The sequence below is a fragment of the Chlorogloeopsis sp. ULAP02 genome (assembly GCF_038404745.2).
Taxonomy (GTDB): Bacteria; Cyanobacteriota; Cyanobacteriia; order Cyanobacteriales; family Nostocaceae; genus Chlorogloeopsis.
In genome coordinates this window covers 69,074-88,120 of record NZ_JAYKTT020000089.1, presented here as the reverse complement: position 1 = coordinate 88,120, position 19,047 = coordinate 69,074, and the positions used below count along the sequence as shown (strand labels likewise).

Below are 19,047 nucleotides of genomic sequence, written 5' to 3'. Positions count from 1 at the left end.
AAATTAGTCGTGTCTTTTTCATAGCGATTGCCTTAAGAGTTAACCAAGCTTGAATATATCTGCTATGACACCACCATCATCTACCAACCTAGCCTTTGCTGGGGAGTCATACACCACTAACAGCGAAGGTTCTCCAAATAAATCTTGAGCTAGCGTTATACCCTCAGCATGATCTTCCCGATTTCCATAGGGAATTTTTTGTACTAACTCTGGGCTATGAAGGACATTTTCTTGCAAGTGAACGCCTCCGCGCAAACGGTATAGTTGCACTGGGCCATCTAAATCCATTGTTGGCCCTGCTAATATTAATAAGTCTTCTCCATGCAGGCACAAGTCTCTAATTCCTAAACCATTCAAGAACATAAAGTGCTTTTTGTACTGTCTTCCCGCTTCTGAAATGTTTTGTAAACTCAGCACTCCTGCTTGAGACGATTCTACTTCTATTTCCAACATTACAGCCCAACCACGCAGCACAGGGCCGCGCAAACCCACAAAAATCCGATGTTGATAAACTATTATACCTTCTATATCAAAGCCATTGTCTTTACCAGGAATTTCTGCTTTGACAAAGAAACCTAAATGAGGATCGTCTGCTAAAGCTTCCATCAGCAAGTTTCCCTGCTGCGTTACTTCTAATTTGCCAGCAGTTAACTGTACATTAGAATCCTCTGGATGAGGGCAACATTTGTGTAACTCACCGTCAACAAGAGGAATACGAGCCAAAATATAACGGTTTGGTTCCGACTTAACTTGTGTTAATCTCTTAATATTTTCGGCATCAGATTTTTTGGGTTTTGGTTTTTTGCGTTTCCAGCTATGGGAACCGACTATCCACAAATAATAACCATTGTGATCAATACCTTCAATATCAATTTCTTCCTCTTCTGGTGCGGCTAAACTGATATATTCCGCTACATGAAATTGTTTATGCTGGGCAAAATTATGATTATCCCAACACAGACGTTCAATACTGGAGGTTTCATCCGATCCCAACCACAAATACTTTTTATCTGTCAGCATTACCGCAGATAAGTCTTCCCTGTGTTCTTTAAAACTATTAGTAAATGTAAGTAAAACTTGATTTAAAAAATTTGGGTCTTGCATTTTACACGCTCTCTACTTAGATAGCTTTCATGTATAAATTTTCGTATATTAAAATACTCAGTATTGGCTATTTTGAAATATTCAAAATAAAATTGTTGTTAAATTACTTTACAAATAAAAGATTTTTTGAAATATTGCAATCTCAAAAGTCAATATGACAACAATTTGCATTACTTTAAGATTATATCAATTGGTAAAAAAACAGTGCAAAATTATAATCAATGCTATTATTTAATATATTGTATACAATCATTGATATTTGTCTAAGGTGTGTTAATTCCTATGACCTTAGCTAGCAACTCTAAAGTGAAAAGCAACGTGAAAAGTTTAGGATACTATGCTTATTCAGCAATTCAAAAACACTTTAAAAAGACTTTGAAATGGGAAACAGAAGTAAAAAAAGATAAAGATCCAGAAGCGCTGCATCAAATGCGGGTAGGTATACGTCGCCTGCGAACTGCTGTTAGTAGGTTTGATCAAGCGATAAATTTGCCGAAGTTAGTTAATGATAAAAATCTCGGTAAAATTGCGCGCCGTCTTGGCAATTTGCGAGACTTAGATGTGCTAAAAGAAACTTTAGAAAATCTCGCTCAACCAGATTTACCGAAAAAAGAGCGGCAATCCCTACAAACAGCTTTTGATGCTTTGGAAAAACAACGTGAAAAAGCACTGCAAGATGTACGAACAACCTTTAAAGATGAACGTTACAAATCTATAAAACAAAGTTTACAAGATTGGTTAGATGAACCTAGTTATCAATCACTAGCATCTCTACCAATGCAGGAAGTTTTACCAGATTTACTCTTACCAGAAATCAGTAGTTTCTTGCTGCATCCGGGTTGGTTAATTGGAATTCAAGTGGAACCCTCAGGAGAAATTATCTCACAAGAGTGGAAAGCAGAAACAATAGAACAAGAATTAACAACAAATGGCAAACTTCTTCATAGTTTGCGCAAACAAACTAAACGCCTGCGTTACCAAATGGAACTATTTAGTGACTTATATGGCGAATCTTACACAAATTATGTTGCCCAAGTAAAAAGCATCCAAGATATTTTGGGATCTATGCAAGATAGCGTAGTTTTAAGTGAGTGGCTTGTAGATGTTTTCAAGTGTGAACTTCACACTCAACTTCCTACGCTGGCGGATATACTAGCCCAAAACCGTTATCGAATGTGGCAACAGTGGCAACCCCTGCAAGGGCAGTATCTGAAAACTGAAACCAAACAAGAATTGCGTTTAACAGTAATTCAGCCTTTCAAAGACTAAATTCCTGGCTCAACCAAGCGGGTAGTGGGGCGGCTCTGATATAAGTCTTGCACAACTTGTACAGCACAGGCTACAGTTACAAGTCCGATGACTGCAACAGGTAACAATCCTTTACCAAACAAGGCGATCGCTATTACCACAACAGTTGTTCCGATTCTATACTTGGAGCGGATTTTACAGTAGCGAATGACGCCAGTGCGGTGGAGAATACCTAAAGCTAGGTAACATAAACCTACAGAGCCGCACAGCAACCATCGTGTCGCATCGGCAAGTGGTAATGTTTGCTTACTCAACAACACTTCTTCTACACCAACTCCCGCCGCAGCAATACCAATGACTAAAGGTAAATGGGTGTACAGCCAGATTGCAACTATACTAATTTTTCCCTCTGCTCGCGCCGTTTGAATTGGTGTACCACCAAGATTGTCAAAATAAACCCACCACAAGCTAAAAGCAATACAAAGACCGAATATAGCAGCAATTACGCTCAAAACATCCCATTTTTGCTGAGAAACACCATCAACTACAGCAATAATTGCTTCACCTAAAACAATGATTGTAAATAGCCCAAAACGTTCTGGCAGGTGGGAAGCGTGAGGGAGTAGTTTAAGTTGAAACTTTGTCGCTGTAAAGGGTGTCACCAAATCGACGATAATTCCTACAGCCCAAAGAACAAAACGCCAAGGTGTGCCGATAAATGCAGATAGCAGCCATAACATAGCAGCAATAGTAAAACCTGTGGCATAGCGTGTTGTCAGGGGACGTGCAGCAGGAATGTGTATACCAGCGCGGACGTATTCTACAATCAGTACAGCTCGCCCAAAAGCATAGGAAAGGGCAAAGCCTGGTGCACTTTCACCCAAACCGTAGTGGATGTTAACAGCCAGCGCTGCCACTGTCAGCATTTGTAAAGCAACCAGCAAACGCCGTCCGATGTCGTCGCTATCAAAGCGGTTAGCATACATAGTAGTGCCAATCCACGACCACCACACGGGTATAAACAGAAAGACAAAACCTAAAAATCCTGATAGCGAAACATCTTCTTCGAGATTGTGGGCGAGTTGAGAAACCGCAACCACAAACACCAAATCATAAAATAGTTCTAGCCAAGTGGCGTGTCGATGTTCTTCGCTGTCTTCACTGGTACGTAAGCGAGGAGGTTGTAAAAAGTTTGTCATAGTATTAATTTTTGATTGTTTTTTACAATTAGCTATTAACTACATAGGAGAAGCTTTTTCCCTTCTGCCACCTGCCTTCAACTTAGCTATTAACTAGACACGATTATCCGCCACATACTTGCCCCTAACCCAATAGCTGCTAGATGTTGCCATAGCAGCACGCGCAACGGTTGCCGAGCAATTTTTTGGGTTAATAATATCGATAAGAAAACAGAAAAAATCAAGGTAGTTCCCTGTAAAAAAGCAATTACAGCTGGATGTGCCACTACAACTGGCAATTGTTCGCCATTCAAACCAAACGTAGCAAAAAATACTGGTAATACCCGCCCTCCTTCTCCCAAGCCCAAGCGCAGATAATGAGCTAAATTACCACCCAGCACCAATGGCAAGTAACCATAAGCTAGCTCTACAAAACCTCGTGGCTTGATCCGATTTGGAATTTTAACCGCATTCACAGAACAGATGTAATTATTCAACCAGCAATAAACCTTTATTAGTGCATATCCTAGAAAAGGAATAGCCACGGGAATAATCAAAGCTAGTAGAGATAATCCCAAATGTGGCAAAAACTGAGTTAAATCTAGTTGTATCCCCAGCCATGACTGCAACTCCGGCAGACGATGCAAATATACTCCACCCAACAGTAAAAACAACAGTGCCACTTCATAACTGCGAGGTATGTGAGTTGTCCACAATTCAATTCCAGGGGGACGTAAATTAAACTCGACGGAACGATGGGGACAAGCCTTCAGGCAAGTCATGCATAATACGCAGTCTCTATTATCTTCTAGCTGTGCGGGGTGAGAGTATAAGGGACATCCATCAGTTTCCATCCCTTCACCTTTTTGTGGGCCTCCTTTATAACATTGATAGGTGGTGCAAGTGGCAGAACAAATACCTTGTTGCGCTCGTAGTTCCGTCATTGAAAGTTTGGCGTATAAGCCATTCATGCCGCCAATGGGGCAAAGATAACGACACCAAAATCGCCTCTCAAAAATAGCAGAGAAAATCATCGCTCCGGCTGTAATTAACAGCAACAAACAAGCCGAAAGGTAAGCTGTATTTTCTAAGTGCCAGAGTTCTTCCCACAAGAAAATCAAGGTAAACATCCCAAATAAAAACCACCCACCCCATTTTTCAGCTTTTTCTCGCGGCCAGCTTTTAAGTTGTCTGGGAAACAACCACGTCGATAATTTCTGCGTGATTTCACCGTAAATCATGAACGGACAAACGGCACACCAGATCCTACCAAGAAAAGGAAATAAAAAAAGAAATACAGGCCACCACCAAGCCCAAAATAGATTTAAAGCAAAATTCCGATCGCGTGTTTGCGGCCCTACAAATAATACCGCGATAATAAAGGCAAAGGCTGCGGTAGTAAAGCCATAATTAATGTGATCAGGCCACCACGAACTACGCAGAAACTTCCGCAAACCAGGATAGGTATTTAAAAGATTCACCCGAAATCGCTTTTTCTTTGTTTCCGCTGCCCAGAAAATTTCTTCTGTTAACTCTTTTGTCTCTCCTGCTTGGACAATTGCCCGTTCCACCAAGTTTTGTAACTCTTTGATATTGCCGGGGAAGTCATAGGATTGTAGGCGACGTAACGCTTCTGGGGTGATGTGCGGTTTGGCAATGCCTCTGGCGCGAGTGTAAAGACTGATATAATACTCTACTTGAGCATTAATATCGGCTTTTCGTACCCGCAGCGGTGGTACTTTAATAATTCGACCAACACAGCGTTCAATTTGGGGTTGAGCTTTTTCTGCAACTATCAAAATGCGGGCGCGACTAATGCGGGGTTCGCTCGGTGAATCTCCGGAACGAGTTACGGGAATATATGTGTGATCTTGTAGTAGTTTTTTGACTTGGGGTAACAACTCAGGCGGAATTTCTTGGATATTGTTAAGAACAAGAGTTCCTTCCCCCAACCATTCCAAAAGTCCGGGTTTGCCACCAGCACGCCCAAATAATTCGGCACCACTAGTTTGGAGAATGCCGCAGTTAATTTTGATAATTGGTTCTCGCCGTTGTTTAGAACCAAAATGAATTAAGGCAGCAATATTGTCTTTTTCTAATCCTGGTTCGCCGAAAATCAAAACTGACTTGCGATCGCTTGCTGCTTCTCTAATTTGTTCGCGCAAACGCACTGCGTAACGACTTGTCCCTACAATACCTCGTTGCGCCTTTGTAACTAAATAAGGGCGTAGTGCCAAAGAGCGTTCTTGCTCGTAGCTAAAAGCAGATGCTAGCTGTGCCAATTCCTGTGCTAACATTCGCGATACAACCTGAGCAATTTCTGGGTATTGATTGCTTACTTCTCGAAATTGATTAGCATATGCAACCCAAAAACGACATTCTGTAATAGTAGTAATTGTGCGCTGAGGCAATTCATCTAACAGTATTTCTTGTAAATGAATGACAGAACCAGGAAGAAAACCAACAGTTAAACTTGGGTTGTTTTTATTACTGCTATTGCTTTCAAGCTGACCTTCCAACAAAATATAAAGTGCTTCTGGAGGACTATCTTCAGTAGTGATATTGTGGTTTGCTGGAAAAACTTTTTCTTCGAGGATTTGAGCGATCGCACTTAAGGGTTCAGGTGAGAGAATTCCTAAAGCCGTGCGTTCCTGTAGCCATATCACTGTTTCTTGTGATGTCATCGTGGCTGTTCCCCTCTCGGCACTGCTGTATACAAAGAATTATCTCCTTGACAAGACCTTTGAGCAAGAAAGAGGTAGGGTGGGCATTTTCTAACATCTTTAAATCTCTTCTATGAAGCTCAGTAATGCCCACCTTACTTTTATAGAGGTAGTAGGGTGGGCATTGCCTTTAGAAAAGTATATTTTATAACAATTAACTTATAGGGCAATGCCCACCAAAATTCCTTATATTACCCATATGTCCCAATATCGACGCTCCTATGTGCCAGGAGGAACTTTTTTTTAACTCTGGTGACTTACTGCCGCACACCTCTATTTTCGGAGCCAGAAAATATCTCTCACTTGCGGACTGCTGTTGCCAAGATTCGGACTGAAAAACCCTTTGAAATTCTTGCAGCAGTCATTTTACCCGACCATATTCATTTTCTTTGGACTTTACCATCTGATGATTCAGATTACTCGCAACGAGTCTCCCGATTAAAAGTGCTATTTACAAGGTTACTACGGGGTAAAAAGTCATTACCTCAAAATGTTTCAGCTTCTCGCCGCAAACATCGAGAAAGTAATGTCTGGCAACGTCGGTTTTGGGAACACACTATTTGTGATGAAGCAGATCTGGCAAGGCATTTGGACTATATTCACTACAATCCAGTTAAGCATGGGTTAGTATCTTGTCCACACCTATGGGAGTATTCCAGTTTTCACAAATGGGTTAAAAAAGGTAAATATCAGGCTGATTGGGCTTGTAGCTGCTGTGGTAAGAAGCCCCCACTCCCTGATTTCGCTCATATGGTATTTGGTGAATCAGGATAAGGTGGGCATTGCACCTTATTACAATTTTTGTAGGGTGGGCACTGTAAATTTTCCTCAAACCCTTATTTTTCAGTTGTGAACAGTGCCCACCTGACTTACGCTCTGCTAAATCAGGAGAAGGTGGGCATTGCCCAAGTATGGAAATCTCTTCTATGAACATCACAACAATGCCCACCCTACGGACTACGGGCTTTTGTAGGGTGGGCACTGTAAATTTTCCTCAAACCCTTATTTTTCAGTTGTGAACAGTGCCCACCTGACTTACGCTTTGCTGAATCAGAAGAAGGTGGGCATTGCCCAAGTATGGAAATCTCTTCTGTGAACATCACAAAAATGCCCACCCTACGGACTTTGCTGAATCAGGGTGTGAACATTACACAACTGCAACCGCCCACAAGCTCTTGAGTTTACTTTTCATAACAATATTTAAGAATAAATTTATATTTGCGAGAAAACATTTAGATAAAAATATTACTTAATGTCAGGGTAAGCTGTGGCTCTAAATTATTATCGAATTACAGTCGATATAAGCCACTATTAGCAACCATCCTGACTATTTTTGTGTCTGGAAATAGTGTCGAGAGATGTGTATTGAAAAGTATGTGGTTTTGTACATTTCTTTACTAAATGTAAAAATTACTCTATTTTTCAACTCTTAAGAATTTTGTTAGAAACAAAATAGGAAAATCTATCTATAGATAGATGAAAGGGTAACGTTAGTGATTCACTGCACGTAACCGCAGTTGTCTAGACATAAAGCACTCTAGACAAAATGTAGAAGGTAGTGAAGAACTTAATTTAGTCTCTGACCATTCTATTGCATTCAGATCCCAGCCAGCCCTCAAGTATTAGGTTTCATTCAGTCATGTTAGACTTGTCCGTCTATAGCTCTCAAAAAAACCAGCAACTGATCAACTCTACCGATTGGAACGTTGTAGAAACAGAATTTGATCCCTCTAGGCTACATCATCAAGAAACAGTTTTCACCCTCGGCAATGGATATTTAGGAACACGAGGCACATTCGAGGAAGGTTATCCTCATGATTCTCCAGCAACCATCATTCATGGAGTTTATGATGATGTGGCGATCGCTAGTACTGAACTAGTTAACTGCCCCAACTGGCTACCGTTTGTAGTGAAAGTAGCAGGAGAACGCTTTCACATGGACAGTGGAGAAATCTTGCACTACGAACGTCGCCTCGATTTGCGTTTAGGTATAGTCAGCCGAGATGTACGGTGGCGCAGTCCCGCCGGACATACTGTGGAATTTCATTTTGAACGGTTTGCCAGTTTAGCAAATCAACATTGTTTGGCAATCAGATGTCAAATTACATCTGTAGATTTTGAGGGCGATATTGAGGTAGAAGTTGGGTTTCATCCTGAACCACGCACTCAAGGTGTAAAACATTGGCAAACTTTGAAGCAAGGTGGCTTAGATAATCTGATTTGGCTGCACAGCAAAACTCTCCATTCTGCCATCGAACTTGGCATGGCAGCTCAGTTAATAGTAGAAGGAGAAGAAGCTGCATCGGTACACGTAAATCAGGTTAAAGATCATAGCCCGACGCTGGTAACAACTTTGCAAGTAGAACCAGAAAAGACTGTAACTCTAGAAAAGATTGTCACCCTCTACACCTCACGGGAAATACCAACTCCTGCCGAAGCAGCGTTAATTCGACTCGTCGCTGCACCCAGCTATTCAACTTTGTTAGCAGCGCACATTGCTGCATGGGAGCGGGTTTGGCAAGATAGCGATGTGGTAATTGAAGGCGATCGCTTCTCGCAGTTGAGCATCCGCTACAATCTGTTTCAGCTACTTGCGGTTGCACCCCGTTATGACGATAGAGTTAGTATTCCTCCCAAAACCCTTTCCGGTTTTGCTTATAGCGGACATATCTTTTGGGACACGGAAATTTTTATTCTGCCTTTGTTGATCCACACTCAGCCAGCCTTAGCGCGTAACTTACTTACCTATCGCTACCACACTTTACGGGGGGCGCGACGCAAAGCCCAAGAAATGGGATATAGAGGAGCAATGTATGCTTGGGAAAGTGCTAGCACTGGCGATGAGGTAACTCCCCGGTGGGTACCAGGACCAAATGGCGAACAAGTCCGGATCTGGTGTGGCGATATTGAGGTGCATATCAATACTGATGTGGCTTACGCTGCTTGGCATTACTGGCAAACCACAGGTGATGATGAATGGATGCGCGACTGTGGCGCGGAAATAATTTTAGATACGGCGGTGTTCTGGGAAAGTCGGGTAGAGTGGAATCAACAGCGCCATTGCTATGATATTCGCGATACAATCGGCCCTGATGAAAACCACGATCGCGTGGATAATAATGCTTTTACCAATTTAATGGTGCAGTGGCACCTACAAACTGCTTTGGCACTGTGGGATTGGTTAGCTAAGTGCTATCCCGACACCTCAGTACAATTGGCACAAAAGCTTTACTTGCAGCCAGAACAACTCGAACTGTGGGGTGACATTGCCAATCATCTCTATATAAATCAAGATTTGGCAACTGGTTTGATTGAGCAGTTTGAAGGCTTCTTCAATTTAGAAGATGTTAATTTAGCTGACTACGAACCCCGTACCAAATCAATGCAAGGTTTGCTAGGAGTAGAAGCCACTAGCCAAAAGCAGATTCTCAAGCAGCCAGATGTATTGATGCTCATGTATCTGTTGCGCGATCGCTTCGACCGTAAAACCCTAAAAACCAACTGGGATTATTACAGCCCCCGTACCGATCATACCTATGGTTCCTCTCTTGGCCCGGCAATTCATGCTATTTTGGCTTGCGATCTCAATCAGCCAGCCGAAGCCTACACCCACTTTATGCGGGCAGCGATGGTAGATTTAGCGGACGTGCGTCGTAACGCCCACGAAGGGATCCACGCCGCTAGTGCTGGGGGAGTGTGGCAAGCAATCATCTTCGGCTTTGCTGGTGTACGGTTGACAAACTTTGGCCCCATCGCTTGTCCAAATCTTCCTCCCAACTGGACGCGCCTGAAATTCCGACTCAAATGGCGCAATGAGTGGCATGAGTTTGATTTAACTGCCTAATTGCACTAGGTGCTAAGACGCAAAGACAATCAGACGCAAAGGGGGTGAGACGCGGTGAGGAAGTCAGAGTCTTGGCGGTTCCCGTCGAGTCCGAACTTCCGAACCCGGAGGGCGATGCGGAGAGAAATAAGGAGAGAGAACCTGATTAAACAATTCTCCGTGTCACCGTCTCCTCTTCCCTCCCCGCGTCACCGTGTCTCTTTCAAAACCACCCTTCCTGTTCCAAAGTCTCAATCAACTGCAATCCACGCGGATCGCCTACTCCTAAAATTGCTGTTTTAGCATCTTCTCGTACGCCCAAATCTTGATCTTCGGCAAAGGCTTGAATCAAAGCATCAACGGCAGTTGCATAGACAACGTTAGAAGGTAGTTCACGGCATAATTGTCCGATCGCCCAAGCACTATTACTGCGCACTGCTGCGATTGGATCTTGCACCAAGGCTTCAATTAACGGTGGTATTGCCTTAACAACAACTTCATAACCCACTTCTGCCATTTGTGCCAAAGAACTAGCAGCCCACAAGCGTACTGCCGGGATATCGGTTCTCAAAGCATCTGCTAGAGGTGCTAAACAGCGGCGATCGCGGCAGTTACCCAATGCCCAAACAACTCCTTTGCGCACATATCCATTCCAATCGCGTTCCAATTGAGCAATCAATGGTTCAACTGCATCTGGGCTGGGATTACGTCCGAGTCCATAGGCTGCACTTACCCGCACTAGAGGACAAGTATCAGTTAATAGGCGAATCAGATGGGGAATAGCACGTTCATCTTCTATGTCGCAGAAAGCACGCGCTGCTAGCATCCTCTGCTGTGGCTGAGAATGCTCTAATAGCGGTAGCATCTCCTCTGGATCGGGTTTTGGCACTTCTGACTCTGCGGTCAGCGGCTCCATTTGATCTAAAGGGCTTTCTAGCTCCGCTTCAGCATCGAGTAGGCTAAGGTCATCTTCGTCGTACATACATCAAAAGTACCATTACCTACTGCCACTTACCACACCCTTTTTAATTTTGGATCGTGGCATTGACACTCCCGCGTTTATAAAACGAGGGATTCTTGGGTCAAAAGGGAGCTATTTCACGACTCGTAAAAATTACTTAACAAAAGGTGTAAGGGTTTAGGGGGGTGAGGGTTTCAGGGTGTAGAGTTACAAGGGAAATGATTTTTGAATATTTATACTACACTTCCATGCCCTTGATGGAAATCATGCTGGAAGTATACAATACCTATGCTTTTGGATACAGAGGTTTTAACATCCAAAAAGATTGGGTTTGATAACCTAACTGATTATAAAGATTCAGAGCGGCTTGATTGGATGGAAAAACTTGTAACCCAATTTGGCGATCGCCTCTGTTTTTTGCCCATGCTTCTGCATACTTCATTAAAGCTGTACCAATACCTCGTCGCCGATATTCTGGTACAACATAAAGTAAAAAGATATGAGCGTGGCGATCGCCACTGACTTGGTCAATCGCATTTCCCATCCACAAGCAACCGACAACAGCAGTGGAAGAGTGGGGGAGATTGGAAGAAATATCCTCATTTTTGTTCCCTTGTCCCCGCGTCCCCTTGTCCTCTTCCTCTACCCACCACAACGGAGTGTTGTCAGAGAAATATTGTTCAACCGTGTGCGATAGATGGGAAAAATCCTGAGTAGGAAACATATCCTGGTAAGTCAGGTGCATGAACCTGATTAGCATTGCCCGATCCATAATAGAACCACGCTTAATGCTGTATCCCGGTAGTAGTTCCTCAGCCAAAGTAGTATTTACGCTCACTAGTATTTTTGATGGCGACTTCAGAAAATTAGAGGTGCAGAAGATGATACGCTCAGATCAAAAGGTGAAGACACAGAGAAAAAACTCTCCTCATCTCTCAACGCCAGTCCGCTCATATCGGGTGTACTCAAGCGGCTGACTCCTCTCCCTATTCCCCCATCTTCAATCGGTGCGGGTGCTGCCATATCTGAAGGCAAAAATATGCGAGCGCTAACTGCCACCAGGGCAAGCAAAAATATTACTACTACAAGTAGTGGTGCAATATACTGACGAAATATAGCCATATTGAATGTGAGGTTAGCTTTCTGAGAATTAGCTAAAGATTTGTTAATTTAACTGGAATATATTTTAGCGGTGTTCGGGGGGTAATGTGAAGAAAACTAAATGCCAAGGTCGGCTAAGGACTACAGCAGAAAAATTTTCAATTTTTCTGCCCGTGCCGCACCCGCCTTCTTGCGCTCGCTAACCTTGGCATCAGTTAAAGCCCCTTCCCTAATTTTTCGCTTTTGTTCCTAGTCCCCAGTCACGAGTCCCTAGTCCCTTTACTTTTTATTTGCGATCGCCTAGTTCACGTTCTACATCAGCAATCACTCTTTCCCAATACCAACTTTCTGGCATACCAGGATTATCCAACTTTGCTTGCTCTATTAAACGTTCTGCTGTGGTAGCATCACCATCTAACTTCGCAATCAGTTTGTTTCTGAGACGACTATCAACTATCCGCTGATTAGCAGAAATTTTAGTTACTCGCTGTGATGAGCGAGATTGTTGTCTGCGCAATTCCCAAAATAAAACGTAATAAAGCGTACCAAAAATTAAAATTAGGCTAAATGTCCCCAAGAAAGTCAACAGGTTAAGTGCCAGATACCCCAAAACTAATTGGGAAAGAACATAGCCAAGCAAGAGTCCAGTGAATAAAAGAATAGTTGTAGCAACAACAATAATTAATTTCTGCCCCATATATCATCTTCCTCATCGTCAAGTCCTGGTCTCTTAATTGCTACTGGTTTAGGGTTCCAGGGGGCAAAGATAGGCAAAAGCAGTAACCCCGGCACCGCAGCGACGATTGTGATTAGGAAAAACAAAGGCCAACCCGTGCTTTGTGCAATCGATCCGGCTGGAGCAGCTAGGATGTCACGGCTGACAGCCATCAAGCTAGAGAGCAATGCATACTGAGTTGCAGAAAACCGTTGGTTGCACAAACTCATCAAAAATGCCACAAAGGCGGCTGTTCCTAAACCACCACAAAAATTTTCGATGTTAATGGTAAGCACCAGTAATTGATAGTTTTTAGCAAATTGAGGTTGGGCTAGTACAAAGTAAGCAATGTTACTCAAGGCTTGCAGCGCACCAAAAACCCAAAGTGAGCGATTGATACCAATTTTACTCAAAATGGCACCACCTGCTAAGGCACCCATAATAGTAGCAATTAATCCCATTCCTACCTGTATTGCCCCGATATCAGTTTTGGTAAAACCGATAGTTAGCAAGAAGGGGGTAGCCATATTGCTCAGTAAGGCATCGCCTAGTTTATAGAGGGTGATAAACAATAGAACCAATAAGCCTGAGATTACACCTCTGCGCTGGAAAAATTCTCTAAACGGTAAGACTACCGCTTCGGCTAAGGAAGTGGGAGGAGTTATTTCTTTTGGTTCTGGTGCAAATAGGCTACCTAGAATACCAATTATCATCACACCTGCCATCAATAAGTAAACTGATGACCAAGGTATACGATCAGCGAGTATTAGCGCCAAAGCACCTGCTACTAATAAAGCAATTCGATAACCAAGAATAAAAACTGCTGCACCCGCCCCCATTTCTAATTCGGTCAAAACGTCTGTGCGATAAGCATCAGAGGCGATATCTTGAGTTGCACTCAAAAAAGCAATGATTATGGCGTTGATGGCTAAAAGCTGTAAGCCTTGTTTGGGTTGTTGGAAAGCCATGAAGGCGATCGCTATAATCAAGGCTATCTGTGTGATGAGCAACCAACCCCGCCGCCGTCCTAAAAATGGGGGAGTAAACCGATCCAGAAATGGTGACCAAAGAAACTTTAATGAATAAGGTAAACTAGCAAGGCTAAACCAGCCAATAGCTGCCAAATCAACTTTTTCTACGGTCATCCAAGCCTTAAGGGTATTACCAATTAATAATAAAGGTAAACCTGATGCAAAACCTAGTAATAACAAAGCCGCCATCTTGCGGCTCTCAAATACTTTTAGCAGTGATTGAATTGGTTTCACAGCTTTGAAATTCCGTAAGGATCTAGTTAATACATATCAAGAATTACAATAAAAAGTTTTTTTGAGTTATAAGACTTATGTATATTTTGTATATTTATCTGGCTGGAGATTGAAATATATTGCCACAGCAAGTGTGTTATTTAGTGCCAATTTGCCTAACTTAAAATTAGGGGCTAGGAGCTAGGACTAGGGACTAGAAAGAGAAATTTTTGGTTCCTACAGCCCTAGTAGTCCCTTAAGTTTCATTAAGAAGCTATTGTGTTCCCTGTAACCTATCACCCATTCCCTTTTTCAAATTCGATAAACTTGATGCCCTCTAATTTCTACCCCATGTTCTAGAAGACATTTTGCCCAGCCTTCGCGAGTGCCGATATCGCTTTTTTGCTTCAATAACCCTAGTTGCTGTTCTTTTTGGGTCAGTTGAGTAAATTCTTCATAGAGAGAATAAGTAGAAGTCACAAATGTTTCTTTGCGATGCAAGATGGGCGGATTTGCTCTATTTTCGTAGTCTCTATGAGTTATACTTAAAGTTTTTAAGTCAATAGTGATACTTGCTTTTAACGCCGGATGAGGATCAGTATCAAAATCCGGGTAAAATAGGTAAGATATTTGCGGTTGGTCTGTATAAAACTTTATAATTGAGGCTCCATCAACTCGCCCGATGGTACGGCTAGCGCAGCCTTCGTAAATTCGTAGTAAGGGATCGAGTTCACACAGTGCAGAAACATGAACGTATAGAGCGCCACGTGTATGTTTGCCAACTTTGCTTTTGTTGCAAGCAGCTTTGACTACATTTGGTTTACCTAAGCTAAACAGCTTGTCATCAGCGACTTGGCAAGCTTCTTCGTAATTACCAAAAAAGGCTTTGATGTCGTGACGCATTTCTGGTGCTAATTTTTGCCAAGCAGGACGAACTTCAAAATGGGTGAGAGCGATATATACTTGAATGTCAAGAGAACGACGGTAGGCGATCGCATCCCATTCTGCTTCGTCAGTTACTTGCAAAACCACAGCAAAGGCACGCCGAAAACTACCAAACTCTTTCAATAATTCCTGTTCATTTACCAATTCACTTTTAACGGGCAGTCTGCCACGTTTTGTATAAAAAGCCATCAATGGTTGCAAGATATCTTGGTAGTCTTCAAACCGCTTCACAGGAATGCGGATTCTTGGCGTCGAATTTTTTGAGAAAAAGCGTATCGCCTTATAAGCTTCTTTCTCAGCTTCATCTCGAAAGACAAAATAAACACCCAGCGCTACAGGTACGGCATCTACATTTAGCGTTTCATCAATGTATTTTTTGAGTTCTTCTTGTTGGTAATATTTCTGAAAAGTATTGTGGCGAGTCACTACACCATCGCCATAAGGTATGAGATTGCGGCTAGGAGCATTAATTAGCACTTGAGCAGCGACAATTAAAACTTTACGCGTCAGTTGCCAAGCTGTTAATAGAGCTTGACAGCGCTCCTTGGGATCTTCAATCACGTTGAGAATGTAACCCAAGTTCACCACATCACTAATAATGCGATCGCGATCGGGATAGTAGTAAGGATCCCAGCCTGCGCTGGTGTAGCCTAAATTTGCTACTCGCTCTACATCACCGCCATAACCACAGCCGTAGTCAAAAAATGTAGTATCTTTGTTTAAGATTGCCCATTCTATAGCTAATCGCACTGGGCGGGATAAGTCAGTGCGAACAATTGCAGCTCTGTGGCGCTCAATTTCTATATAGCTCTCAGACATAAGAGCATTTGAATTTGTTAATAGGTAGTAGTTAGTAGTTAGTAGTTATATACAGTTTCGATATGAAGATGCATATTATAAACCTGCGGAGGCAGGCTTTGTTCGTATAGCCCCAGGCTTACAGCCTGAGGGCGTTAATTGCTACTAACCACTAACCATAATTTCAATTTTTGGTCGCTAATTCAATCAAATCTTCAATTTTCTTGATACTTGGATCGCCTGCTAAATATCCAATACCACGATGTAAATGTAAGCGAAATTGTGTAATGAGGGTTTCTGTATCTGTAGCTAGATTGTCGTTGTAGCAGCGTTGTTTCAGTGCCAAAAGCAAAATGTCCGACATTTCGCCACCAAAAACACGCCAACTCATCTCGACGTTACTATCTTGAGGAATTGGAATTGGGGAGGGTAGAGTTGGTTCAGCAAGGGAACGACAAAATGCCCAACGACATAATATGTTCCATTGATCGATTTTGGTAATGCGTTTGAGTCTGATCAGTTGTTCTTTAGCTGTTTGGGATAAACGAATTCTCTCGATGGGAGTTTCCATGAATAAAATGCAGAATGCAAAAATTAGAGCTTAGAATACAAAAATTAGAATCTAGAACTAATAAATTATTTTGGCTCATAGCTTTTGGCTCCCTTACTTACTCATCATCCCATTGCCAGAAGAAGAGGTATGAAAAAGTAATATTTTTATGTTGTTCGTCTAGAAATTGGGATGGGCAATGCCCACCCACACTCTAGAGCTTGATATCGATTTTTAATCTATATCAAATTTATCCAACAGTCTTTTCCCATAAATAACTGCGGCAATAGTGATAATATCTTTCTGAATTCGGTAAATCATTCGGTAAGTGAATACCGAATATTCTCTGATATTATCATCACCAAACTCTGGCACAGGTTGACCGGAAAATGGAGATTTACTGATGTGAATAGTTGCATCAAGTATTTTCTTTACTACTGCCGCAGCATAGGAAGCCGAGTCACGAGCTATATATATGGCAATTGCTTCTACATCTTCCAATGCTTTGGGGGACCACACTACTTTATAAGCCATTTGTTCAATCGTTCTTCGGCCTCATTTTGAGTTCTTGTTCCTTGGTGTTCGACTACTTCTAAACCGCGACGAACTGTTTCAATTACATATAAATGATATTGCACATCTTCTATGGAACAATTATCAGGCAATTGATTCAAAAGAGATTGTATCTTTTGTTTTGCACTACTCATAAATCTAATTTTTTAGTTAATTTATATTGCAATTATGTCAGGTGGGCAATACCCACCCCACAACTTGTTAAAAAATCTTGAAGTTGGCGATCGCTTCCTTCATCTTACCTAAAACTTCGTCAATAGGTATAGTCCCTAATTCTCCATTTGCACGAGTACGGATGCTCAAAGAATTTGTTTCCACTTCTTTTGCTCCCACTACTGCCATCACGGGGATCTTCTCTTTTTCGGCATTGCGAATGAGTTTACCCAAGCGATCGCCACTAGTATCCACCTCAGCACGAATACCCTGTGCTAACATTTTTGCCGCCACTTGTTTGGCGAAATCCAACTGTACTTCACTAACTGGCAGCAATCTGATTTGTACTGGCGCTAACCACAAAGGAAAATCTCCTGCATACTCTTCGATTAAGATACCGATGAGTCTTTCTAGAGAACCAAAAGGCGCACGGTGGATCATCACCGGACGTTTGCGAGAACCATCTTCGGCAACATACTCCAAATCAAATCTTTCTGGCAAGTTGTAATCAACCTGCACAGTTCCCAATTGCCATTCTCTGTCTAAAGCATCGCGGACAATAAAATCTAATTTGGGGCCATAAAACGCAGCTTCACCGATACCCTCAAAGTGATTCATGCCCAAAGTTTCCACTGCTCGCCGGATTGCACCTTCAGCTTTGTCCCAAGCGTCATCGGAACCAATATACTTATCGCTAGTTGGATCGCGGAAGCTCAGTCTTGCCTTGAAGTTTTGATCTAATTTAAGAATCTTAATAACTGACAAGATTAAGTCCACCACGTTGAGGAATTCGCTATCAAGCTGTTCTGGGGTGACAAATATATGAGCATCATCTTGAGTAAAACCCCGTACTCGCGTTAATCCACCCAATTCTCCTGATTGTTCATAGCGGTAAACAGTGCCAAATTCTGCGAAGCGTATTGGTAGTTCTCGGTAAGAGCGCAACTCACTCTTATATATTTGAATGTGGAAGGGACAATTCATGGCTTTGAGAACAAAGCCTTGTTCGTGTGCCGCTGCTTCCTCATTCTCTGCCATCATTGGGAACAAGTCTTCTTTGTACTTCTGCCAGTGTCCAGAAGCTTTAAATAAATCCACTCTGCCAATATGCGGTGTTACAACTGGTAAATAACCACGTTTTAGCTGCTCTTGTTTGAGAAAGTCTTCTAGAAGACTCCGCAATAAAGTTCCTTTTGGCGTCCACAATGGCAACCCTGGCCCCACTAAGTCAGAAAATACAAATAATCCCAGTTCTTTACCAAGTTTGCGGTGATCGCGTCGCTGTGCTTCTTCTTTACGCCGTTTATATTCTGCTAATTGTTCTGGCGTTTCCCAAGCAGTACCGTAGATCCGCTGCAATTGTGCTTTAGTTTCATCCCCACGCCAGTAAGCACCTGCTAGAGTTTCTAATTCAATCGCTTTCGGGTTTAATTCTTTAGTATTGTCCACGTGGGGGCCGGCACACAAATCCCACCATTCATTCCCCAAATGGTAGATTGTAATTGGTTCTTCTTTAATATCTGCTAGAATTTCTAACTTATAAGTTTCCTTAATTTCTTTAATTCGCCGTTCCGCTTCTTCGCGGCTAACTTCTTCCCGAATTACTGGTAGTTTCCGATTAATGATCTTATCCATCTCTTTCTTGATGGCTTTGAGATCCTTTTCAGTAAATGGCTCTGGATGATCAAAATCATAGTAAAAGCCGTTTTCTATCCACGGGCCAATTGTAACTTGCGCTTTGGGAAACAGCTTTTGTACTGCCATCGCCATGACATGAGATGTAGTGTGGCGAATTTTCTTTAAGTTTTCCGATTCGCTTGTACGCGGCAGATGAATTTTTTGTTCTGGTTGTTCTAATTGACTTAAATCTTGGGAAGGCGACATTGGCTGCTGATCCATTGGCGACGTAGTTGCTTAATTGTTATTTCTTC

16 protein-coding genes are annotated in these 19,047 nt (G+C 42.3%); 3 read left to right on the top strand and 13 right to left on the bottom strand.

Features of this window, described 5'->3' with window-relative positions; all coding sequences use genetic code 11:
• Positions 1 to 39: 39 nt before the first annotated feature.
• On the bottom strand, positions 40 to 1,104 hold the full coding sequence (locus U2718_RS33745; protein WP_341993764.1) for a DUF3616 domain-containing protein: 1,065 nt from the start codon (positions 1,102 to 1,104) through the stop codon (positions 40 to 42).
• Between the two features lie 282 nt (positions 1,105 to 1,386).
• On the opposite strand from U2718_RS33745, the gene U2718_RS33740 reads away from it, so the two are divergent.
• Complete coding sequence (locus U2718_RS33740; protein ID WP_341993763.1) at positions 1,387 to 2,373, top strand: CHAD domain-containing protein; 987 nt, start codon at positions 1,387 to 1,389, stop codon at positions 2,371 to 2,373.
• Here U2718_RS33740 and U2718_RS33735 read toward each other — a convergent pair.
• Together U2718_RS33735 and U2718_RS33730 are read right to left on the bottom strand one after the other, a co-directional pair.
• On the bottom strand, positions 2,370 to 3,551 hold the full coding sequence (locus U2718_RS33735) for a low temperature requirement protein A (RefSeq protein WP_341993761.1): 1,182 nt from the start codon (positions 3,549 to 3,551) through the stop codon (positions 2,370 to 2,372). The genes U2718_RS33740 and U2718_RS33735 overlap by 4 nt on opposite strands.
• An 89-nt stretch (positions 3,552 to 3,640) precedes the next feature.
• The gene (locus U2718_RS33730; RefSeq protein WP_341993760.1) at positions 3,641 to 6,214 is read right to left on the bottom strand and encodes a sigma 54-interacting transcriptional regulator; all 2,574 of its coding nucleotides are present in this window, start codon (positions 6,212 to 6,214) and stop codon (positions 3,641 to 3,643) included.
• A gap of 291 nt (positions 6,215 to 6,505) precedes the next feature.
• Between U2718_RS33730 and U2718_RS33725 the strand changes: the two genes are divergently transcribed.
• Complete coding sequence (locus U2718_RS33725) at positions 6,506 to 7,027, top strand: REP-associated tyrosine transposase (protein ID WP_341993759.1); 522 nt, start codon at positions 6,506 to 6,508, stop codon at positions 7,025 to 7,027.
• 865 nt (positions 7,028 to 7,892) lie between these two features.
• Positions 7,893 to 10,097, top strand: coding sequence for a glycoside hydrolase family 65 protein (locus U2718_RS33720; protein WP_341993758.1), 2,205 nt, complete (start codon positions 7,893 to 7,895; stop codon positions 10,095 to 10,097).
• A 202-nt stretch (positions 10,098 to 10,299) separates the two neighbouring features.
• Here the strand turns inward: U2718_RS33720 and U2718_RS33715 are convergent, their stop codons facing one another.
• The 10 genes from U2718_RS33715 to thrS all read right to left on the bottom strand — a co-directional run bounded on the left by U2718_RS33715 (position 10,300) and on the right by thrS (position 19,015).
• Positions 10,300 to 11,058, bottom strand: a complete 759-nt coding sequence (locus U2718_RS33715; protein ID WP_289790810.1) for a HEAT repeat domain-containing protein — start codon at positions 11,056 to 11,058, stop codon at positions 10,300 to 10,302.
• 265 nt (positions 11,059 to 11,323) lie between these two features.
• Positions 11,324 to 11,875, bottom strand: coding sequence for a GNAT family N-acetyltransferase (locus U2718_RS33710; RefSeq protein WP_341993757.1), 552 nt, complete (start codon positions 11,873 to 11,875; stop codon positions 11,324 to 11,326).
• Positions 11,876 to 11,895: 20 nt separating this feature from the next.
• A complete protein-coding gene (locus U2718_RS33705; protein WP_341993756.1) occupies positions 11,896 to 12,159 on the bottom strand; it encodes a hypothetical protein in 264 nt (87 codons plus the stop codon).
• 265 nt (positions 12,160 to 12,424) lie between these two features.
• A complete protein-coding gene (locus U2718_RS33700) occupies positions 12,425 to 12,835 on the bottom strand; it encodes an ABC transporter permease (protein WP_341993755.1) in 411 nt (136 codons plus the stop codon).
• Positions 12,820 to 14,118 carry an AmpG family muropeptide MFS transporter gene (locus tag U2718_RS33695; RefSeq protein ID WP_411813408.1) on the bottom strand — a complete coding sequence of 433 codons (1,299 nt, stop codon included), beginning with the start codon at positions 14,116 to 14,118 and terminating at the stop codon, positions 12,820 to 12,822. The genes U2718_RS33700 and U2718_RS33695 overlap by 16 nt, the downstream gene beginning before the upstream one ends.
• A gap of 291 nt (positions 14,119 to 14,409) precedes the next feature.
• Positions 14,410 to 15,861, bottom strand: coding sequence for a DNA phosphorothioation-associated putative methyltransferase (locus tag U2718_RS33690; RefSeq protein WP_341993754.1), 1,452 nt, complete (start codon positions 15,859 to 15,861; stop codon positions 14,410 to 14,412).
• Between the two features lie 163 nt (positions 15,862 to 16,024).
• On the bottom strand, positions 16,025 to 16,411 hold the full coding sequence (gene dndE, locus U2718_RS33685; RefSeq protein ID WP_341993753.1) for a DNA sulfur modification protein DndE: 387 nt from the start codon (positions 16,409 to 16,411) through the stop codon (positions 16,025 to 16,027).
• 213 nt (positions 16,412 to 16,624) lie between these two features.
• Positions 16,625 to 16,924, bottom strand: coding sequence for a type II toxin-antitoxin system RelE/ParE family toxin (locus U2718_RS33680; RefSeq protein WP_341993752.1), 300 nt, complete (start codon positions 16,922 to 16,924; stop codon positions 16,625 to 16,627).
• The gene (locus U2718_RS33675; protein WP_016876085.1) at positions 16,909 to 17,097 is read right to left on the bottom strand and encodes a hypothetical protein; all 189 of its coding nucleotides are present in this window, start codon (positions 17,095 to 17,097) and stop codon (positions 16,909 to 16,911) included. Before U2718_RS33675 ends, U2718_RS33680 begins: the two co-directional genes overlap by 16 nt.
• Positions 17,098 to 17,164: 67 nt before the next feature.
• Positions 17,165 to 19,015, bottom strand: a complete 1,851-nt coding sequence (gene thrS / locus U2718_RS33670) for a threonine--tRNA ligase (RefSeq protein ID WP_341993751.1) — start codon at positions 19,013 to 19,015, stop codon at positions 17,165 to 17,167.
• Between the last annotated feature and the right edge of the window lie 32 nt (positions 19,016 to 19,047).

Bases quoted from the DNA above. Each gene is read 5' to 3' on its own strand.
- U2718_RS33745 (WP_341993764.1), bottom strand. From the start codon at position 1,104: ATGCAAGACCCAAATTTTTTAAATCAAGTTTTACTTACATTTACTAAT.
- U2718_RS33740 (WP_341993763.1), top strand. From the start codon at position 1,387: ATGACCTTAGCTAGCAACTCTAAAGTGAAAAGCAACGTGAAAAGTTTA.
- U2718_RS33735 (WP_341993761.1), bottom strand. From the start codon at position 3,551: ATGACAAACTTTTTACAACCTCCTCGCTTACGTACCAGTGAAGACAGC.
- U2718_RS33730 (WP_341993760.1), bottom strand. From the start codon at position 6,214: ATGACATCACAAGAAACAGTGATATGGCTACAGGAACGCACGGCTTTA.
- U2718_RS33720 (WP_341993758.1), top strand. From the start codon at position 7,893: ATGTTAGACTTGTCCGTCTATAGCTCTCAAAAAAACCAGCAACTGATC.
- U2718_RS33715 (WP_289790810.1), bottom strand. From the start codon at position 11,058: ATGTACGACGAAGATGACCTTAGCCTACTCGATGCTGAAGCGGAGCTA.
- U2718_RS33705 (WP_341993756.1), bottom strand. From the start codon at position 12,159: ATGGCTATATTTCGTCAGTATATTGCACCACTACTTGTAGTAGTAATA.
- U2718_RS33700 (WP_341993755.1), bottom strand. From the start codon at position 12,835: ATGGGGCAGAAATTAATTATTGTTGTTGCTACAACTATTCTTTTATTC.
- U2718_RS33690 (WP_341993754.1), bottom strand. From the start codon at position 15,861: ATGTCTGAGAGCTATATAGAAATTGAGCGCCACAGAGCTGCAATTGTT.
- dndE (WP_341993753.1), bottom strand. From the start codon at position 16,411: ATGGAAACTCCCATCGAGAGAATTCGTTTATCCCAAACAGCTAAAGAA.
- U2718_RS33680 (WP_341993752.1), bottom strand. From the start codon at position 16,924: ATGGCTTATAAAGTAGTGTGGTCCCCCAAAGCATTGGAAGATGTAGAA.
- U2718_RS33675 (WP_016876085.1), bottom strand. From the start codon at position 17,097: ATGAGTAGTGCAAAACAAAAGATACAATCTCTTTTGAATCAATTGCCT.
- thrS (WP_341993751.1), bottom strand. From the start codon at position 19,015: ATGGATCAGCAGCCAATGTCGCCTTCCCAAGATTTAAGTCAATTAGAA.